Raw genomic sequence first — 1,519 nt, 5'->3', positions numbered from 1 at the left:
TTAATGTGGTCTTTTGACTGCCTGTTAATAAAATTTCTTACTTAAATGGATTTAAACTTGTATTTCAAAGTCTGAATATGATGTACGATTATAAGCTAAATTTGACAGTAAGAACCCCACGGGCTCACCCGTGGGAGTAGTCAGATTTACGTATACGAGGTGAAAGAAATGGATAAAAAAGTACAAATTAGTAGAGAAGGTTTTGAAAAGCTAAAAGCTGAAAGAGAAAACCTTATTAACGTTGAAAGACCCGCTGTCATTGAAGAAATTAAGCTTGCAAGAAGCCAGGGTGACTTATCAGAAAACGCTGACTACGATGCAGCAAGAGATAAACAGGCTCGTATTGAAGAAAGAATCAAAGAAATAGAAGTAATGATGCAGAATGCAGTTATCATTGGTTCTGATGTTAAGGTAGATACTCATGTAGTTAACTTAGGTGCTACTGTAACAGTTCTTGATTTATCTGAAGAAAATCCCGAACCTGATACATTTACAATCTTAGGTTCTACAGAAACTGATCCATTACATGGTAAGATTTCTAATGAATCTCCACTTGCGAAAGCATTAATGACTCATAAGATTGGTGATGTTGTAACAGTCGGTGTTGCAAAACCTTATGATGTTGAAATTGTAGATATTAAATATTAATGGTATGAAAGGACACTTCTTAAGAGGTGTTCTTTTTTAGCACATAAAAAAACATTCCAACTCGATATAGTTGGAATGTTTTCATTATTTCAACAACATTCTGTCATTCACAAATTCACTGCCACTTGCTTCTTCAAACTTCTTAAGTAGGAAAGGAACAGTTAATTTCTTTTTCTCTTCACCTTTCACATCATAGATGATTTGACCATTATACATCATAATGAGTCTATTGCCTACATCAATAGCCTGCTGCATATCATGAGTCACCATCATTGCTGTTAGCTTTTGTTCAGTAACAATCTTATTAGTCAAAAGTAATACCTTAGCGCTTGTTGCCGGATCAAGAGCTGCTGTATGTTCATCAAGTAAGAGAATCTTAGGCTTTGTGACAGTCGCCATTAATAATGTTAAGGCCTGTCTTTGTCCACCTGATAATAAACCTACCTTGCTTGTCATTCTATTTTCTAGGCCTAAATTTAAGGTCTTTAAGAGGTCATAATACAACTTCTTTTCTTCTTTCTTGATACCCCACTTTAAAGTACGTTTCTGACCACGTCTTTTAGCCATAGCAAGGTTTTCATCAATCTGCATATCAGCTGCAGTACCCATCATCGGATCCTGGAATACACGACCTATAAGACCTGCACGTTTATATTCTGGATATAAAGAAATATCTTTATCATCTAGTTTAATATGACCACAATCAATAGGATAAACCCCTGCAATCATATTCATTAAAGTGGATTTACCAGCACCGTTACCACCAATAACAGTAACGAAATCTCCATCATCTAATTGAAGATTAATATCAATCAAGGCTTTCTTCTCATTAATAGTGCCAAGGTTAAATGTTTTTGATACATGTTCAATC

At 35.0% G+C, this 1,519-nt stretch carries 2 protein-coding genes; one reads left to right on the top strand and one right to left on the bottom strand.

All coding sequences use genetic code 11. From position 1 onward, the window contains the following. Positions 1-168 precede the first annotated feature (168 nt). Positions 169-648 carry a transcription elongation factor GreA gene (gene greA, locus ACT8VG_RS11170; RefSeq protein WP_187012165.1) on the top strand — a complete coding sequence of 160 codons (480 nt, stop codon included), beginning with the start codon at positions 169-171 and terminating at the stop codon, positions 646-648. Between the two features lie 84 nt (positions 649-732). Here the strand turns inward: greA and ACT8VG_RS11165 are convergent, their stop codons facing one another. Then, positions 733-1,518 carry an ABC transporter ATP-binding protein gene (locus ACT8VG_RS11165; RefSeq protein WP_444195930.1) on the bottom strand — a complete coding sequence of 262 codons (786 nt, stop codon included), beginning with the start codon at positions 1,516-1,518 and terminating at the stop codon, positions 733-735. Between the last annotated feature and the right edge of the window lies 1 nt (position 1,519).

Origin of the sequence: Catenibacterium sp., assembly GCF_052354645.1 — a bacterium.
Taxonomy (GTDB): Bacteria; Bacillota_I; Bacilli_A; order Erysipelotrichales; family Coprobacillaceae; genus Catenibacterium; species Catenibacterium mitsuoka_A.
This window is presented reverse-complemented; position numbering and strand designations above follow the sequence as displayed.